Source organism: Myxococcus guangdongensis (assembly GCF_024198255.1).
Classification (GTDB): domain Bacteria; phylum Myxococcota; class Myxococcia; order Myxococcales; family Myxococcaceae; genus Myxococcus; species Myxococcus guangdongensis.
The window spans coordinates 12128-27864 of record NZ_JAJVKW010000020.1; the positions used below are offsets into that span (position 1 = coordinate 12128).

The 15737-nt window shown below is 71.0% G+C and carries 5 protein-coding genes; 1 reads left to right on the forward strand and 4 read right to left on the reverse strand.

Annotation, left to right across the window (positions count from 1 at the left end):
• Positions 1-21 precede the first annotated feature (21 nt).
• Positions 22-4599, reverse strand: a complete 4578-nt coding sequence (locus tag LXT21_RS39710) for a type I polyketide synthase (RefSeq protein ID WP_254043455.1) — start codon at positions 4597-4599, stop codon at positions 22-24.
• A gap of 7 nt (positions 4600-4606) precedes the next feature.
• Positions 4607-11068 carry a MupA/Atu3671 family FMN-dependent luciferase-like monooxygenase gene (locus tag LXT21_RS39715; protein ID WP_254043456.1) on the reverse strand — a complete coding sequence of 2154 codons (6462 nt, stop codon included), beginning with the start codon at positions 11066-11068 and terminating at the stop codon, positions 4607-4609.
• Between the two features lie 378 nt (positions 11069-11446).
• Between LXT21_RS39715 and LXT21_RS39720 the strand changes: the two genes are divergently transcribed.
• Complete coding sequence (locus LXT21_RS39720) at positions 11447-12796, forward strand: cytochrome P450 (RefSeq protein WP_256572382.1); 1350 nt, start codon at positions 11447-11449, stop codon at positions 12794-12796.
• Between the two features lie 28 nt (positions 12797-12824).
• Here the strand turns inward: LXT21_RS39720 and hppD are convergent, their stop codons facing one another.
• Both hppD and LXT21_RS39730 read right to left on the reverse strand, forming a co-directional pair.
• Positions 12825-13898, reverse strand: a complete 1074-nt coding sequence (gene hppD / locus LXT21_RS39725) for a 4-hydroxyphenylpyruvate dioxygenase (protein WP_254043458.1) — start codon at positions 13896-13898, stop codon at positions 12825-12827.
• A 157-nt stretch (positions 13899-14055) separates the two neighbouring features.
• Positions 14056-15696, reverse strand: a complete 1641-nt coding sequence (locus LXT21_RS39730) for a cyclic peptide export ABC transporter (protein ID WP_254043459.1) — start codon at positions 15694-15696, stop codon at positions 14056-14058.
• Between the last annotated feature and the right edge of the window lie 41 nt (positions 15697-15737).

Genomic DNA, 15737 nt, shown 5'->3' on the forward strand with positions numbered 1-15737 from the left:
GGCGTCCGCTCCTTCAATCCATCACTCACGGCGGCTGCGCCGCTCGCGTCGCGCGGCTCCACGGTTCTGACTCGACTCGAAGCCGGGCGGATCCGACGGGGCGTTGAGCGCGCCCAGCTTCTTCGCCAGCGCGGCCACGGTGGGCGCCTCGAAGACGGAGGTGAGGGGAACCTCGCGCCCCAGCTCCCGCTTCAGTCGTCCGACAATCTTGAGCCACAAGAGCGAGTTGCCGCCCAGGTCGAAGAAGTTGTCGTGGATGCCCAACCGCGCCAGCCCGAGCTGCTCCTGCCACACCTTCGTCAGCGCCAGCTCCAGGTCATCGGTGGGCGCCACGTACTCGGTGCCCAGCTGCGGCCGCTCGTGCGTCGCGCCACCCGAGGTGTCCTGGCTCTTCTGAACGCCCTCGCCCTTCAACCAGCGCGCCACGCGCGCCTCCAGGTCGCCGGTGGAGACGACCACCTGTCCCCCCAGCGAGGACTCCGCGACGCGGCGGAACGCCTCCACCGCCTCGGCCTCCGTCATGGCGAAGGTGTCCAGGCTCGTCTTGGTCTCCCGCGACTCCTCGTCCACCGAGGGCCACCCGTCCCAGTTCGTGCTCACCCAGCGCGTCAGCCCCTGCTTCGAGCGCGAGGTCGCGAACGCGTCCAGGAAGGCATTCGCCGCGCCGTAGGCCGCGAGCCCCAGACCGCCGAGCACCGAGGCGTTGGACGAGACCAGCATCACGAAGTCGAGCTCACGACCCGCGAGCGCGAGCTCCAGCGCGTACGTGCCATGCACCTTCGCGCGGAAGTGGGGCTCGCACGCGGCGGCGTCCAAGCCGGAGAGCAGCGCCACGGCGCCTTCGCCCGCGAGGCCCGCGGCGTGGATGACGCCGTGCACCTCGCCGAACTGCATCGCGCCCTGGGTGATGGCGACGCGGAGCAGGATGTCATCCGCCACGTCCGCGCGAGCCAGCAGCACCTCGGCGCCCGCCGCTTCCAGCTCCTTCACCGCGCGGCGCTTGTGGCCGCTACGGTCCATCTCCAGACCCCACCGGCTCACCAGCACGAGCCGCGCCTGATGCTGGCGCGCCAGGTAGCGGGCGATCATCAAGCCCACGCCGCCCAGGCCACCGGTGATGACGTAGACGCCGCGCGTGCGGAAGGGACGCGCGGGCTGGGTGTCCGCCTCCAGGCGCACGGGCTCGTGTGTCTGCACCAGTCGATTCGTCCCGCGCCAGGCGACGACAGGCTCACGAGTCCCGGGGGCCGTGCTCGTCATCTCCTGCACCAGCGCCCGCGTGTCGAGCGCGACGGGACCGCGGCCAAGGTCCACGTAGCGGCAGGAGAGGAAGTCGTGCTCCTGCGGGATGACCTTGCACAGGGCGGGCAGCGTGGCGCGCTCGGGAGCGACTTCATCCGAGCTCTCCACGTCGAGCGCCTGCCGACCGACGACCGTCAGCTCCACGGGGCCAGGCAGCTCCGCCTCCGTGAGCGCCCGCGTCAGGCGGAGCAGCGGATGGAACCCACGCGCCTGGGCCTGGTCGAAGCGCTCGTTGCCGAACGCGTCCTGCTCGCCTTCGCGCGAATCCAGGCTCCACAGGTGGACGATGCGCTCCACCTTGAAGTCCTTCGACTTCAGCGCGAGCAGCAGGAAGCCCGGCTCGTCGGCATCCGCCGGGTCCAGGCTGAAGTGGTTCTCGCCCCGCTCCTCGAGCCGCGCGCCTGGAGTCACCCGCGCGACGCGGTGGCCTCGCTCCTCCAGCTCCGTCGCCAGGGCCGAGCCCACGCCGGTGGAGTCGACGAACACGACCCAGTCCTTCGGCGTGACGGCGCCAGCGCGCGGCGGCGCCAGCGGGGCGCGCTTCCAGGAGGGCAGATAGAACCAGCTCGAGACATCGGCGCTCTTGTTCGCCGCGGAACGACGCCGTGCGGACGGGGCCTCGGGCGCGAGCCAGTAGTCCTGTCCCTCGAAGGGGTACGTCGGCAGCGGGACGCGCAGCCGCCGCGCCTGGCCTCGCACGGCCGTCCAGCCCACTTCGACGCCCGCGGCCCAGAGCTTCCCGAGCGTCGCGGTGAGGTGCTCCTCGTCCGTGACGGGGTCCTGAGGATGGCGCAGGGAGGAGAGCACCGCCGGCGCGGAAGGTCCGTTGACCTGGAGCCGCGCGAGCGTGCTGAGCGTCCGGCCCGGACCGACCTCCAGATAGACGTGCGCGGGGTCCTTGGCCAGCTCGCGGATGCCGTCCCCGAAGCGCACCGTCTGCCTCAGATGCCGCACCCAGTACGACGGGTCCATGGCGTCATCGAGGTCGATCCACGTGCCGGTGAGGTTGGAGAGGAACTGCACGTTCGTCGGCGGGTTGAGCTTGATGGTGCGGATGAAGTCGCTGAAGCGGTCCAGGATCGGGTTCACCACGTACGAGTGCGCGGCGACGTCGATGGGGATGTGACGGAACTCCACCTCGCGGCGCGTCAGCTCCGCGGCCAGGGCCTCCACGGCCTCCACGGTGCCCGCGACGACACACTGCGCGGGGCCATTCACCGCCGCCAGGGACAGCGTCTCCCCGAGCAGCGGACGGACCTCCGACTCGGGCAACGGCACGCTGAGCATGCCGCCACCGGGCAGCTCCTCGAAGAGCTTGCCGCGCATCACCACCAACGCGAGCGCGTCCTCCAGCGAGAAGATGCCCGCGAGGTGCGCCGCCATGTACTCACCCAGGCTGTGGCCGATGACCGCTTCCGGCTTCACACCCCAGGACTCCCACAGCTTCACCGTCGCGTACTCGATGGTGAACAGCGCCGGCAGCGCCAGGGAGGTGCGCTTGAGGCGCTGTCCCGCGCTCGCCGCCGAGTCCGCGTCCGGGTACATCACGGGCTTCAGGTCGAAGCCCAGCCTGGGCCGCAAGAGCTTGCAGCAGTGGTCCACCGCCTCGCGGAACGCGGGCTCGGCGTCATAGAGGCCGCGGCCCATGTCCGGATACTGCGCGCCGCCCCCGGGGAACATGAACACCAGCGACGCCGTCGTCGTGCGGGGCGAGAGCGTGAAGAGCCGCTGCGGATCCCGCGTCTCCAGGACCCGCACCGCGTCCTCGCGGTCCTTGCACACGATGACCCGACGTAGGTCCAGGTGCTTGCGGCCGGTCTGCAGCGTCCACGCCACGTCCGCGAGCTGCTGCTCGGGGTGCGCCTTCAGGTGCGCGAGCAGCGCCGAGGTCTGCGCCTCCAGCGCCGTCTGCGTCCGCGCGGAGAGCACGAGCGGCTGCCAGGCGCGAGACGCGTCGCCCGGCTCACTGAACGGCGGCTCCTCCACGATGAGGTGCGCGTTGGTGCCGCCGATGCCGAAAGAGCTCACGCCCGCGCGGCGCGGCGTCGGACCCTCGGGCCAGGGCGCGAGCTTCGTGTTGACGTAGAAGGGGCTGTTCGCGAAGTCGATGCGCGGATTGGGCTTCTCGTAGTGGAGGCTCGCGGGCAGCTCCGCGTTCTCCAGCGCGAGCACCGTCTTCACGAGGCCCGTCACGCCGGCCGCCGCGTCCAGGTGTCCGACGTTCGTCTTCACCGAGCCCAGCCCGCAGAAGCCGCGCTTGTCGGTGCCTCGGCGGAACACCATGTCGAGCGCCTGCACCTCGATGGGGTCGCCCAGCGGCGTGGCCGTGCCGTGCGCTTCCACGTAGGTGATGGAGTCCGGCGGCGTCTCCGCGAGGCTCTGCGCCCGGGCGATGACCTCGGCTTGTCCGCTCTGGCTCGGCGCGGTGAAGCCGACCTTGAGGGCGCCATCGTTGTTGATGGCCGAGCCCCGGATGACCCCGTGGATGGTGTCACCGTCCGCGAGCGCGTCCGACAGGCGCTTGAGGACCACCGCGCCCGCGCCGCTGCCGAAGAGCGTGCCTTCTCCCCGTTCGTCGAACGCGCGGCAGTGCCCATCCGGCGAGGTGATGCCACCTTCCTGGTAGTGGTAGCCCGTGCGCTGCGGCATGTGCACGGAGACGCCACCGGCGATGGCCATGTCGCACTGGTAGCCGAGCAGCGACTGGCAGGCCAGGTGCGTGGCCACCAGCGAGGTGGAGCAGCCCGTCTGCACCGTCAACGCGGGGCCGCGCAGGTCCAGGTGGTAGGCGACGCGCGTGGCGAGGAAGTCCTTGTCGTTGGCCACCATGGCCGGGAAGGTGTCCTCGGCCCGCTGGAACTCCTCGCGCGACAGCACGTTGAAGAGCAGGTAGCTGCTGAGGCTCGAGCCCGCGAAGACGCCCGTGGAGGTGCCCGGAATCCGTCCCGTGGAGTAACCGGCGTGCTCCATCGCCGTCCACACGCACTCGAGGAAGACGCGGTGCTGCGGGTCCAACAGCTCCGCTTCCCGAGGGGCGTAACCGAACAGCCCCGCGTCGAAGCGGCCCGGGCGCTCCAGCACCGCTCCGGCGCGCACGAAGTTCGGGTTGGCCAGGAAGGAGGGGTCGACCCCGAGGGACCTCAGCGCGTCGTCGGAGAAGAGGGTGATGCCCTCCACACCGTCGCGCAGCATCCGCCAGAACGCATCCACGTCCGCGGCGCCGGGCACACGCACGGCCATGCCGACGATGGCCACCGCCAGCCCCGAGTCACCCTCGTACACCTTGTGACGACCCATGACGGACCTACCCCTGTTTCCTTGCCCGTTGCTGCTGTCGCTTCAGGCTCTCGAGCTGGCGTTTCGCGCGGTCCTGCGCCGTCTCCACCGGGCTCGCCTGCGCGGTGGTCCCCTGGCGCATGTGGCGCGCGAGCGCGCTGACGGTGGGGTACTCCAACAGCTTGAGCAGCGGCAGGTCCCCACCGGGCACTGCCCTGAGCCGCGCGTGGACCTGGACCATGAGCAGTGAGTGCCCACCCAGGTCGAAGAAGTTGTCGTTCACGCCGACCTGCTCGACCTTGAGCACCTGCTTCCAGATGTCGGCGATCTGCTGCTCGAGCTGGCCTTGCGGCGCGACGAAGGCCGCGCGCGAGGTCCGCGCCGCGCTGGGGGCGGGCAGGGCCTTGCGGTCCACCTTGCCGTTCGGCGTGAGCGGCAGCACCGGGAGGTCCACCACCACGGAGGGCACCATGTGCTCGGGAAGCTTCTGCGCCACCGCGTCGCGCAGCGCCGTCCCGTCCACCGTCTGCCCGTCGCGCGCCACCACGTAGGCCACCAGCCGCACGTCGCCCGGTGAGTCCTCGCGGGCCACGACCACGGCCTCGCGCACCTCGGGCCGCGCGCTGAGCACCGCCTCGATTTCGCCCGCCTCGATGCGGAAGCCGCGCACCTTGAGCTGGTGGTCCACGCGGCCCAGGAACTCCACCGTGCCGTCATCGCGCCAGCGGGCCCTGTCTCCGGTGCGGTACAGCCGGGCTCCCGGCTCGGAGGAGAACAGGTCCGGCACGAAGCGCTCGGCCGTCAACTCCGGACGCGACAGGTAGCCGCGCACCACGCCCGCGCCGCCGATGTAGAGCTCGCCCGGTACGCCCACGGGCACGGGCCGCAGCCGCGCGTCGAGCAGGTAGAACCGGGTCCGGAGGAACGGCGTGCCGATGGACACCACCGGCCCCGCCTCGCCGCGCACGTCGTGCGTGGAGGACCAGATGGTCGTCTCGGTGGGGCCGTACATGTTGAGCAGCCGCGCGTCCTCGGGGAGCGCCTGCCGCAGCGACGTCGCCAGGGAGGAGGGGAGGGCCTCGCCGCCCACCATCCACCGCTTCAGGCCGCGCAGCGCCTCGGAGGACTCGGAGTCCGCGAGCAGGGCGCGCGCCAGCGAGGGTGTGCACTGCAGATGCGTCACGGCGTGCTCGCGCAGGTTGAGCGGGATGGAGCGCGCGGTGCGCTGGCGCGCGCCGTCCCGGTCCGCCTGGCACTTCACCTCGTGCAGCAGCGGCAGGCTGGCCAGCACGGTGTCGGCGGGGATGCCGAAGTCGATGAGGCAGCCCACCTCGTCCACGCCCAGGGCGCGCAGCTGCTCCATCCGCTCGCGCACGGAGCGCGGCGTGCCGAAGAGTCCGCTCGTCTCGAAGTAGCGCTCGAAGGCCTGCGCGGCCAGCCGGTCCAGGTCCGCCTCGGTGGCGGTGTCCAGGTCCACGCCCAGCGTCCGGCCCAGTCCGCGCATCAGGTCCGCGGAGCTGCGCAGGTAGTTCCGGAAGGGCTTCTCCACCACCGAGCGCACCGTCGCGGCGTCCTCGCCGATGAACGTGTGCAGCATCAGCGTGACGTGCCCTTCGCCCGCGTGTCCAGCCGCGCGCCAGGCCTCACGGTAGAGGGCCAGCTTCTTCTCCAGGTCCTCCCACGTCTGTCCCAGCAGGTGGGTGAGGACGTTGCAGCCCAGGCGCCCCGCGGAGACGAACGTGTCGGGGTTGCCCGCCGCCGTCAGCCACACCGGCAGCTCCTTCTGCACCGGACGCGGCCGCAGGGTGACGTCCACCTGGGTGCCCGCGCCTCCCGGGAAGCGCAGCGTGTCGCCGCGCCACAGGCGGCGCACCGTCTCCAGGCCCTCCAGCATCAGCTCGCGGCGCTGCTCGTAGCGTTCGGGCGCGAAGACGAAGTCGTTCGCGTGCCAGCCGGAGGCGACGGAGATGCCCACGCGGCCCCGCGACAGGTTGTCCACCAGCGCCCACTCCTCCGCGACGCGCACCGGATGGTGCAGCGGCAGCACCACGCTGCCCGCGCGGATGGCCACGCGCTCCGTCACCGCGGCGATGGCCGCGCCCGCCACGGACGGGCTTGGGTACAGCCCACCGAAGGCGTGGAAGTGACGCTCCGGCGTCCACACCGCCGCGAAGCCGTGACGGTCCGCGAACTTCGCGCCCTCCAGCAGCAGCTTGTAGCGGTCGCCGGCAGAGGCCTCCGCGTCGTCCGCGAAGTAGAAGAGGCTCATCTGCATCGGCGTGGCGCGCGCCGCCGAGGCCCGGGCGGGCGCCTTGATGGACGCGCCCTCGCCCTGCACCACCACCTTGAAGCCGCGCGTGAGCGTCCACAGCAGCTCCAGCACGGAGATGTCGAAGGAGATGCTCGTCACGGCCAGCCACGCGCCCGAGGGCGGATGGCCGATGCGCGTGTCCATGGCCGAGAAGAAGTTGGCCACGCCCCCGTGCGGCACCATGACGCCCTTGGGGCGCCCCGTGGAGCCGGACGTGTAGATGACATACGCGAGGTGCCCCGCGCCCGTGTTCGACGGCGGAGGCGTGTCCCGCTGCGCGCCATCCGTCAGCGAGAGGTCCTCCAACGCGACGACGCGCGCGCTCCCCGTGGGGATGACGCCGCGCAGGTGCGTCTGCGTGAGCAACACCGGAGCGCCCGAGTCCTCCAGCATGTACGCCAGGCGCTCGCGGGGATACTCGGGGTCCAACGGCACGTACGCGCCGCCGGCCTTGAGCACGCCCAGCATCGCCACCACCATCGCGGCCGAGCGCTCCACGCACAGCCCCACGCGCGTCTCGGCGCCGACGCCCTGGGCGCGCAGGTGCCACGCCAGCGCGTTGGAGCGCGCGTCCAGCTCCGCGTAGGTCAACGTCGCGTCGTCACCGGCCACCGCCACCGCGTCCGGCGTCCTGGCCACCTGCGCCCGGAACTGCGCGTGGATGGAGGTGTCCTCGGTGCTCGCGGGCGTGAGGTCATTCCAGTCCACCAGCAGCCGTCGCGTCTCGTCCGCGCCGAGCAGCGGCAGGTCGTCCACCCGCGTCTCCACGGTGTCGACCACCGCGCGCAGCAGCGTCTCCAGGTGGAGGGCCAGCCGCGCCACCGTGGCGGGCGTGAACAAGTCCGTGCGGTACTCGAGCGCGCCGGTGAGCCCGTCCGCGCCCTCCGCGAGCGAGAGCTGGAGGTCGAACTTCGACGTGCCCTCCACCGCGCCATCCGGCACCGGGAGCACCGGCCGCCACTGCATGCCGGGCACCGACAGGTTCGTCGGGGGCAGCGCCTCCAGCAGCAGGGCCGTCTGGAACAGCGGGTTGTCCGCGCCGCCCCTCGGAGCCCGGGCCGCGCCCACCACCTCCTCGAAGGGGAGGTCCGCGTGGGACAGCGCCTCGTGGAAGGTCTGTCGCGTGCGGGAGAGCAGCTCGTGGAAGCTCGGCGCGCCGGAGAGATTCGTGCGCAGCACCAGCGTGTGCGCGAAGAAGCCCACCACGTCGCGCAGCTCCGGGCGCTCGCGGTTCGCCACCACCGTGCCCACGGCGAAGTCGGCCTGTCCGCTGTAACGGTGCAGGAGCGCCGTCCACGCGGCTGTCAGCGTGACGAAGAGCGTGCAGCCCTCACGGCGGCTCAGCGCGCGCAGGGACTCGACGAGCGGGCGCTCCAGCGTGAGGTGATGCAGCGCGCCCTGGAACCCGGGCTCGCGCGGACGCGGGAAGTCGGTGGGCAGCTCCAGCCGGGGCAGGCCCGCCAGCTGCTTGCCCCAGTACGCGCGCTGGGTGTCGAGCAGCGGCCCCAGGCCCTGCTGCCATCGGGCGAAGTCCGTGTACTGGAGCTTCACGGCGGGCAGCTCGGAGGCCTCGCCCGTCAGCTGCGCGCGGTACAGCGCCGCCAGCTCATGCGCCAGCACACCGATGGACCAGCCGTCGGTGGCGATGTGGTGCTGCGTCATCAGCAGCACGTGCTCGTGCTCGCCCAGCGTCACCAGGGACGCGCGCACCGCGGGGCCCTCGACCAGCCGGAAGGGCTCACGCGCCTGCTCCAGCGACAGCCAGCGCAGCTCCGCGTCACGCGCCTCGGGCGCGACGGAGCGCAGGTCCACGACGGGGAATGACAGCTTCACGCCGCCGCGCACCACCAGCCGGGGCTGGCCGTCGACCTCCGGGAACGCCGCGCCCAACACGGGGTGACGCTCGACCAGCGCGTCCAGGCTCCGCGCCAGGGCGCCGGTGTCCAGCGCTCCGGTGAGCCGGAGCTGGAAGTGGAGGTTGTACAGCGCGCTGTCGGGGACCAGGCGGTCCAGGAACCACAGGCGGAGCTGACCGGAGGAGAGGGGATGCTCGCCCTCCCGAGGCCCCGCGCTCAGCGGCGGCGCCACCAGCGAGTGCTCGGGCCGGACGCCGCGCCACGCCTCCAGGAGCCGCAGGGCCGCGGCCTCCAACGTGGGGCTCACCCAGAGGAACGCGGCGGGCAGCGCCACGCCCAGCTCCGACTCCAGCTGACCGTGCACCTCCAGCACCATCAGCGAGTCGAGCCCCAGGCCCGCGAGCTCCGTGTCGCCCGGGAGCGTCGACGCATCCAGCCGCAGCGCCCGCGCCACGGCCCGCCGCAGGAAGTCCTCCACCAGCGCGAGTCGCTGGCTGTCCTCCGCCGTGGCCAGCTGCTCCTTGAGCGGGATGGTGGACTCGGGGACGCTCGGCGAAGGCTCCGCCGCGGCGACCGAGGCCTCGACGATCTCGAGCTCACCCGCGAGCCACGCCGCCTTCGTGGCGCGGCGCTGAATCTTCCCGCTCGACGTCTTCGGGATGCTGCGTGCCTGGAGCAGCACGATGGCGTGCGCGTGCACGGCGTGCTGCTCCGCCAGCGCCTTGCGCACGGCGCCCACGACGACGCTCGCGTCGAAGCCGTCACGCACGTCGACCTCGGCCGCGAGCACCAGCCGCTCCTCGCCCTCCACCTCCACGCTGAAGGCCGCGCAGCAGCCCGCGCGGATGGCGCGATGCGCGCGCTCCGTCTCCAGCTCCAGGTCCTGCGGATACAGGTTGCGGCCGCGGATGATGAGCAGGTCCTTCAGTCGGCCGGTGACGAACAGCTGCCCCGCCTCCGACAGGAAGGCCAGGTCTCCGGTGCGCAGGAACGGGCCCTCGCCCGTCGCGAGCCGCGCGTCGAACGCGTGCGCGCTCTCCTCGGGACGCTCCCAGTAGCCCGTCGCCACGCTGGGGCCGCGCACCCAGACCTCGCCCACCTGGTTCGCGCCGAGCCGCTCGCGCGTCTCCGGCTGGACGATGAGCACCTCCTGGTCCAGCGCGCTCACGCCCGAGCCCACCAGCGTCCGCGCCCGCGTGTCACCGGTCTCCGGCGCCTTGGCGCGACCCTGCTCCAGCGCGTCCGCGGAGAAGTCGCCGTGGACGAACATTTCGCCCTGCGTGCCTCCGGTGACGATGAGCGTGGCCTCCGCCAGACCGTAGCAGGGGTAGAATGCCGTACGCTTGAAACCACAAGGCGCGAAAGCTTCCGCGAAGCGCTCCAACGTCTCTCGCCGCACCGGCTCCGCGCCGTTGAACGCCAGCTCCCAGCTGCCCAGCTTCAGCTTCGCGCGGTCCTCGTCGGTGGCCTTCCGGACGCACAAGTCGTACGCGAAGTTGGGCCCGCCGCTGCACGTCGCCTGGTAGTGGGAGATGGCCTCCAGCCAGCGCAGCGGACGCTGGAGGAACGAGATGGGCGACATCAGCGTGCACGGGAAGCCCAGGTACAGCGGCTGGAGCACCTTCCCGATGAGCCCCATGTCGTGGAACATGGGCAGCCACCCCATCCCCGACGAGCGCGACGCATCCAGGCCGAAGCCCCGGGTGATGAGCGCCTCGTTGTGGAGGATGTTGGCGTGGCTGACCATCACCCCCTTGGGGTTGCCCGTCGAGCCGGAGGTGTACTGGAGGAACGCCGTCGTGCCGCCCTGGAGCTCCGGACGCCGCCAGTCCGCCGCCATCGACTCCGGCACCGCGTCGCTGGCCAGCCACTGCAGCGCCGCGAGCTCCGGCGCCTGCGGCTTGAACAGCTCCGACATCTCCAGGATGAAGCTCGTCGTGAGCACGTAGCGCGCGCCACAGTCCTGCGCGATGGCCCGCAGGCGGGGCAGGGTGCGCTCCAGCCGCGTCGGGTCTGGCGGGTAGCACGGCACCGCGACGACGCCCGCGTACAGGCAGCCCATGAAGCCCGCCACGAACTCCATCCCCGGCGGATACAGCAGCAGCGCACGGTCTCCCGGTGAGCCCGAGGCCCGCAGCAGCGCGCCCAGCGCCCGCGCGCGCGCGTCCAGCCGGGCGTAGCTCCACTCCTCCACCGGGCCATCCACGTCGCCCGTTTCGAGAAAGCGATACAAGAGCGCGTCGCCCTGGGTGCTCGCCCGATGGCACAGCAGGTCCACGAGGTGGTGGAAGTCACCCGCGGACGTCTCATGGTGCTGTTTCATGCGTGCTCCCCGGCGGACGACTCGCGATGGTGGTACGGCGGCCCGGGAGATGGCCGTCCCGGTACCGCCTCACGTCCTGGTGGCTGATGGGGTCCTGGCGTCTAACAGCGACGACACGAAACGCCGCGACGCCTCAGGGGGGACCTTGTCCCGATGCTCCCCTGGAACTGTCGCGAGTGGCCCGCTACCGCACGCCGGCACGGCACCGTCGTCCGGAGCCGTGAGTGAGGAAAATTAGGTCGAAGGTGAAGCATGCCCTCTGCCTTCATCCCTTGTTTTATCTGGAATGTCTAGTCAGCCACGAACCGCTCTAACTCCTTGGTTTGTCAGGGGGTCAGGCTCTTCTGATAAACTGGAGAACTTCGCTCGCGAGACCTCATGGCATCGACTCCAGCACCTTCGTCCGCCCCCGGCCCCCGCGGTCTCCCCATCTGGCTCAACGTCCTACGTCAGGAACACGACCCATTGGGTTACTTCACCCAGGGTTTCCGCAAGTATGGCGACGTGGTCCGCTTCGACATGGGCGCCTCGGCGACCTACATGGTGAGTCACCCGGACTCCATCCGGTACTTCCTCACCGAGAACGCGGGCAACTACTCGAAGGAGGCGCTGTCGGAGGACCCCTTCCTGGGCAACGGGCTCTTCGTGAGCGAGGGGAACTACTGGCGGCGCCAGCGGCGGCTCGTCCAGCCCTCTTTCCACCGGGACCGCCTGGCGGGCCTGCTGGGCGGCATGGTGGACCTGATCCAGCGCACGCTCGGCGCGTGGGACGCGGACGCCACCTCGCGGCCGTTCGACATGGCGGCCCAGATGGGGAGCCTGTCGCTGCGGATGACGACGCGGGCGGTCTACTCGGAGGAGCCGGACGCGGCGGCGGCGGCGGCCGTCGGGCGGATGATGGGCATCATGAACGACCGGGGGACGTTCGTGTCGCGGCTGCTGCGGCTGGAGCGGCTGCCCATCTACAAGAAGAAGTGGGCGGACTTCTTCGGCACCCTCCGGATGCTCAACGCCAAGGCGAAGGAGGTCATCGCCCAGCGCAAGGCCGGCGGCCCCCAGGACGACATCATGGCCATGCTGGTGGCGGCCAAGGACCGCGACACCGGCGAGTCGATGACGGACAAGGAGCTGCGCGACGAGTTCATGAACCTGTTCTCCGGCCACGAGGGGCCGGGCGTGGCGCTCACCTGGGCGTGGCACCTGTTGTCCCAGAACCCGGACGTCGAGGCGCGGCTCGCGTCGGAGTGCGCCGCGGTGCTCGGGGGGCGTGCTCCGACGCTCGAGGACCTGCCCCGGCTGCGCTACGCGACGCAGGTGTTCGAGGAGTCCATCCGCCTGTATCCCCCGGCGTGGCGGCTCTTGCGCATGGCGAAGGACGCGGACACGCTGGGCGGTTACCCGGTGGAGCCGGGCTCGGCCGTGCTCGCCGTGCCCTACGTGCTGCACCGGCACCCGGAGTTCTGGCCCCGTCCGGAGGTGTTCGACCCGGACCGCTTCACGCCGGAGCAGAAGGCCGCGCGGCACAAGTTCGCCTACCTGCCGTTCGGCGCGGGCCAGCACATCTGCATCGGCAACAACCTGGCGATGATGTTCGGCGCGCTGGTGCTGGCCATGGTCTCCCAGCGCTACCGCTTCCACGCCATCCCCGGCCGGCGCGTGGACATCTACCCGGGCATCGCCCTGCTGCCCAAGGGCGGCATGCCCATGCGTCCGGAGCGGCGCGGCTGAGACGGCTCGACGGGGCGCCGCGCGTGGCTCAACCCACGGCGCGCGTGGCGTCCTGCTCCTTGGCGGCGTAGAGCGCCTGGATGTTGGCGCCGCCGAAGCCGCGCGCCTGGTGGCGCTGGATGACCTCGAAGAACAGCGTGCGCCGCGCGTGCTGCGAGCGGGTGAAGACCTGGAGCAGCAGGCCCCACGCGTCGCGGTCCATCAGGATGTTGCGCGACTGGAGCTGCTCGCGGCGGAAGGGCCCCAACGAGCCGAGCCGCGCCTCCAGCGCCTCGTAGTAGCCCCGGGGCGCGTCGAGCAGGCCCACGCCGCGCTGCCCCAGCGAGTCCACCGCGTGGACGATGTCGTCCGCCAGGAAGGCCAGGTGCTGCACGCCCGCGCCGCCATGGGCGTCCACGAAGTCCTCCAACTGCCCCCGCCGCGTGCCGTTGACGGGCTCCTGCAAGGGGAAGCAGATGCGTCCGCCGGCCGCCTGCACCACGCGCGAGCTCATGCCGCTGTACTCGGTGCGCACGTCCTCCTGGTGGGTCTGCTCGAAGCCGAGCACGTCCACGTAGAAGGCCACCGTGTCCAGCAGCGTGCCCGCCCGCAGCGCGAAGGCGAAGTGGTCCACGTCGCGAAACAGCGCCGCGCCGCCAGACGGCCCCGCGTCCACGGGCAGATAGAAGCCCGGGAGGAACGCACCCGAGGGCGTGTCCCGCTGGATGAGCGAGTGCACCCAGCCTCCGGGCCCGGCGAGCGTGGCCTTCACCACGCGCTGTCCGTCCGCCTCGAAGACCGCGGGCTCGGCCACCGGACTCGCGCCCCGGCGCACCGCCTCCTCGAACGTGGCGACGACGTCGGGGGTGCCCAGCGCGATGTCGCGCACGCTGTCACCGTGTTCCCGGACGTACGCCGCCACCTCGCCCTCGGAGCCCAGCGCCGAGGTGACGACGAGCCTCGCCGCGCCTTGCTCCAACACGAAGGAGCGCCGTCCCTGGAGCCCCGACTCCGGCCCGCCGCTCGCCACCATCCGGAAGCCCAGCGCATGGCAGAAGTAGTAGGCCGACAGGACGGCATCGCCCACATACAGCTCCGCATGCTCCACGTTCGTGAGCACCACTCGCAGAACCTCGATTCAGGGGGCCGAGCAAACGGTGCTCAGCCCGGTGCACGCGCCAGGTGGTTACTCCGTTACAAAAACCATTATCACGGATTGCCGATGAACGCGTGACACTCCGGTATCCGAGTGAAGTGTCGGAGTCTGTATCACCGTGTGTTCACGCGGGCACGGCCGTCATCAGGGGCGCGGAGGAGGGCACGAGCTGCCCGGCCTCGAGCTTGAGCACACGGTCCGCCAGGTGGAAGTAACGGTCGTCGTGGCTGATGACGAAGACGAGCTTGCCCTGGTCCCTGAGCGCCGGGAGCATCTCGCGGTAGAACAGCTCGCGGAACACCGGGTCCTGGTCCGCGGCCCACTCGTCGAAGACGTAGATGGGGCGGTCCTCCAGGAACGAGGTGAGCAGGGCCAGGCGCTTGCGCTGCCCCTGTGACAGCGCCACGGTGGACAGCTTGCCGTCCTCCACCCGGACCTTCCGCTCGAGCTGCAGGCGGCTGAGGTACTCGCGCGCCTTGTCCTCCATGCCGGGGTGGTCCAGGCCGAGCATCCGCTCGAAGAGGTGGAAGTCGAAGAAGACGGCGGAGAACAGCTGACGGTAGGCGCGTCGGGTGGCGGCGGTGACGGGGACGCCGTCCACGCGCAGCTCGCCCTGCTCGGGTGCGTAGAGTCCGGTGAAGAGCTTGGCCAGCGTCGTCTTGCCGCTGCCGTTGCCGCCCACCAGGAACACCAGCTCCCCGCGCCGCAGCGTCGCGTCGATGGGGCCCAGCGTGAAGCTGGCGCCGTCGAGCTCGCGTCGGTAGGTGTGGCTGAGGCCGACCAGCTCGATGCGCTGGAAGTCGCGCGGCAGGCTGTCGTCCAGCGCGGGGGGCTCGGGGTCCGCCAGGGACAGGCCCAGCTTCTCCAGCTTCTTCATCGCCACGTGGCTGCGCGACAGGTTGGGCCACTGGTTCATCAGCCCGTCGAGCGGCTGCTGCAGGTACAGCACCACCAGCGCGTACGCCGCCAGGGTGGACATCTCCACCTCCTGGAAGCGCGGCACGCCGAAGAGGATGAAGCCGATGACGGCCATCACCATGAAGCCGCCCCAGCTGCCGGTGATGATGAAGAGCTTGCTCGTCGTCAGGGAGATCTTCGAGACCTCCTCCGCCGTCGGCTTGAGGTCCCGATTGAAGAAGTCCTCGCTGCGCGCGTGGTGGAGCTGCAGCTCCTTCGAGCCGTCGATGAGCGTGCGAAAGCCGCTGTACATCGCGTCGTGGGTCTCACGCCGCTTGAAGAACTGCGCGTAGGCATAGCGGTTGGGCAGCGCCACGCTCGCCATCACCACCGCGATGACGCCCAGGATGAGCCCCAGCAGCGGCCCGGACAGCCACGCCAGATACATGAGACATCCGACGAGCGTCGCCAGACAGATGATGACGCCGGGGATGACGGCGATGGTGCTGTTGATGACGCCGATGTCCTCGGTCAGCGCGGCCAGCAGCTTGTGTTGCCCGGCCTCCTCCAGCTTGCGCAGGGGCGCCTCGAGGATGCGACGACACAGCGACAGCCGCAGCTCCAGCAGCGCCTCCTGCTGCATGGAGGCCAGCTGGAGCTGGGAGATGATTCGCAGCACGAGCACGGCCACCGCCAGCCCCACGAAGACGGGCATCAGCGGCATCGCGTCCGCCACCGTCCGGGACGTCAGGGCCTGATTCATCGCCGCGACGAGCGCCGCGCTACAGGCGCCCGTGAGGATGCCCAGCAACGCGGCGAGGATGATGGGCAGCTTCGACTTCTTGAAGAGCAGGGCGAGCAATGACACGACGGCTCCAGGAGACCCGGAGGGCTCTGATAACCGAGCCC

What these genes read in the sequence shown, in the direction of transcription:
- LXT21_RS39710 (WP_254043455.1), bottom strand. Translation starts at nt 4,599, where the DNA reads ATGGGTCGTCACAAGGTGTACGAGGGTGACTCGGGGCTGGCGGTGGCC.
- LXT21_RS39715 (WP_254043456.1), bottom strand. Translation starts at nt 11,068, where the DNA reads ATGAAACAGCACCATGAGACGTCCGCGGGTGACTTCCACCACCTCGTG.
- LXT21_RS39720 (WP_256572382.1), top strand. Translation starts at nt 11,447, where the DNA reads ATGGCATCGACTCCAGCACCTTCGTCCGCCCCCGGCCCCCGCGGTCTC.